Raw genomic sequence first — 2,705 nt, 5'->3', positions numbered from 1 at the left:
ACTGGGTCGGTCTGTTCGTGGTGCATCGATCACCAACTTCTCCGCTCAGTCAGTATTCGCAACGCTCCAAACGTTGCTTTCAGACCGACCAGATGCGATTTCATGTCCCAAATACCGAGGTGAATAATCCAGGTATACTGCTCCAGCGGTGGAACCTGAACATATCCATTTAGCAGCTTGGCAAATGAATCTCTTGTCTTTGCAATCAACTGAGGACTTGCAACGCCCCCACCAATCACAATACTGTCTGGGCGTATAGTTAAGGTCACTTGGAGTAGGGCTTGCGAAAGGTAGTATCCGATTACTTCCCACACCGGATCTTCTAACTGTAACTTTTGTCCGGGAACACCTTTACGTGCTTGAATACTTGGACCAGATATCAAGCCTTCTAGGCAGTCTCCGTGGAATGGGCATATGCCTTTAAAATTCAAATCGGCTGGATGCCTCTTGACGAAGACATGTCCCATTTCTGGATGGCCTAAGCGTCCTATGAATTTGCCATTTTGGACAATTCCAGCACCCACTCCAGTACCAACTGTATAGTATACGAGCGAAGCTACCGATTTATCGAGGTGACGAACCTTATATTCACCAAAAGCAGAACCGTTAACGTCAGTTGTGATGAAAACAGGGACATGTAGCGCTTGATGGATAATTGGCGCGATGGCAGTTTGTCGCCATCCCGATTTAGGCGTGTCTGTTATGTACCCGAAATGGGCACGCGCCGGATTTAACTCAAGCGGTCCGAAACTCGCTAATCCAATTGCCCCTACCGGATGCATACGAAAATACGAAATGACATTACTTAACGTCTCGTCTGGTTTCGTTGTTGCAAAATGAACAGAATCAAGAACTTGGTTTTGCTCGTTACCTACAGCACACACAAACTTTGTGCCACCGGCCTCAACTGAGCCAAAATTCATTGCTTAATTACTCCTTAACGACTTACTATTGTTGGTAGTTTCAAATAAGACTCTTTCAAATGGGTCGCCAGCATCAAGCCACTGGGCTTTAAGATTGAATTTGTCAGCCAACCATTCTGGCAACCACTTCATCCCAGACTCCTCACTTCGCTCATGGCCAATAACCAACATGGCGCAAGGATGACCAAGCCTATTAGCATCTCGAATATAGGCTGGAACAGTCCACTCTTCAATATCACCACTGATCACTAGATCGATTCGTTGGTCACGAATTTGTTTGATTGGATTATATTCGTCGCCCAACCCCAGGGTCGCGCCACCGATTAGAGCTGCAACGTTTTCTACTGGCTGACTGACGTCACCAATATACCGAACACCACCAAGTTTCAATCGTGTACGAACTGTATTAAGGACTTCAGCTAAAGTGGTCTTTGGCAACATAAATCGCGTCTCTGCACGTTCAAGAACATTTTTTCCGGCTGGGTCACCGGGCAATAAATAGTCTGACCAGCCTAACTCCTTTGCGACCCCTGCAACAATCATGTCGTGAGCTCCGCCAAAATGCATATGATCATGGAAGCGGTAGATTACCAGGTTATGTTTGGCAATTAACTCTCGTTTCGCCTGATATACCGGATCATCCTGCATAAGTGATTCACGATCATGACCATCAAACCAGGTTGGCTCATGCGTAATAATAAAATTCGCGCCAAGCCTAATGGCGGCATTGATAACATCGACCGTGGCCATAAAGGATGTCACGATGCCATGTGCATCCTGGTCTGAATCTCCGATAATGAGCTGATCGATGGTGGTACTTGGAATTCGATGATTCGGATCCGTCGCCGACTCAATTGCGTTAATAATACTTTGAATCTTCATCAATACGTCTCCCTTAACGTGCTATCCGCATAATATCTCCTGATTGATTCTGCAAGTCTATTGTAATATCGTTAAAGTCTCCAGAATTTAGGAGTGCAACAATCACCGTGTCATCATAACCTTGCTTCTGGATAGCATCAAAATCCGCATGTCCCAATAGATCACCCTGGTTGACGTGCTGACCCTGCTTGAGGTTCAAGTGGAAGCCCTTGCCATTTAGCTTAACAGTATCAATCCCGATATGAATGAGAACTTCAGCGCCCCCATCAGAGGTAAACCCAACAGCATGTTGAGTTGGGTATAGTGCCGTGACTGTGCCACTTACAGGAGCGTATAGATCATCCTTATCTGGCACGACAGCGAAGCCTTTCCCGAGTTTGCCGGAAGCAAATACTTCGTCCTTCACTTCTCCCAGAGAAATAACCTTACCTCCCACAGGCGCCATCACTGTCGTTGGTGTATCCGCTGCCTGGGCATTTACGGATTGAGATTTGTCTTGTCCATCTACAGCAACAACCTGTTCTTCAGGTAGTCTTAGCGTAACCATTAGACCAAGAGCAACAACAAATGCCACCAACATGGAAACCGCATAGAGACCGACTGGCTGATATGTCGGAATTGTAAAGATGCCACCCGCAATCACTGTTGCACGAATCGAAAACAGACCGTTTATGATGCCAGACAGCAAGCCGGCAATTCCGGCGTATACCCAAGTCCTCTTGTATTTAAAATAGACACCGTAAATAACGGGCTCTGTGATTCCTGCCCCTCAATTTTCAAGTCAAGTGCAACGATGATAACGAATCCTTGATAGTGGTCTAGGTTGTTAAGCCATGCGTCGGTAGTAATCGCATGGTCGAAGATAGTTCAGAATACGTCTGGGACGATGGTTCAGTGCTG

The 2,705-nt window shown here is 46.4% G+C and carries 3 protein-coding genes; all 3 read right to left on the bottom strand.

Annotated features, from left to right (window positions below):
- Positions 1-29 precede the first annotated feature (29 nt).
- The 3 genes from JUE30_RS11105 to JUE30_RS11095 are packed head-to-tail and all read right to left on the bottom strand — an operon-like array spanning position 30 to position 2,493.
- Entirely contained in the window at positions 30-923 is an 894-nt protein-coding gene (locus JUE30_RS11105) for an ROK family protein (RefSeq protein ID WP_203624875.1), read from the bottom strand.
- Between the two features lie 3 nt (positions 924-926).
- Entirely contained in the window at positions 927-1,805 is an 879-nt protein-coding gene (locus JUE30_RS11100) for a Nif3-like dinuclear metal center hexameric protein (protein ID WP_203624874.1), read from the bottom strand.
- A gap of 13 nt (positions 1,806-1,818) precedes the next feature.
- Positions 1,819-2,493 (bottom strand): glucose PTS transporter subunit IIA, encoded by a 675-nt coding sequence (locus JUE30_RS11095; RefSeq protein ID WP_203624873.1) that lies wholly within the window; start codon positions 2,491-2,493, stop codon positions 1,819-1,821.
- Between the last annotated feature and the right edge of the window lie 212 nt (positions 2,494-2,705).

This window comes from Lacticaseibacillus sp. 866-1, from assembly GCF_016861825.1.
Classification (GTDB): Bacteria; Bacillota; Bacilli; order Lactobacillales; family Lactobacillaceae; genus Lacticaseibacillus.
The sequence above is the reverse complement of the archived record's forward strand: the minus strand, read 5'-3'. Positions and strand labels throughout refer to the sequence as shown.

Bases quoted from the DNA above. Each gene is read 5' to 3' on its own strand.
- JUE30_RS11105 (WP_203624875.1), bottom strand. From the start codon at position 923: ATGAATTTTGGCTCAGTTGAGGCCGGTGGCACAAAGTTTGTGTGTGCT.
- JUE30_RS11100 (WP_203624874.1), bottom strand. From the start codon at position 1,805: ATGAAGATTCAAAGTATTATTAACGCAATTGAGTCGGCGACGGATCCG.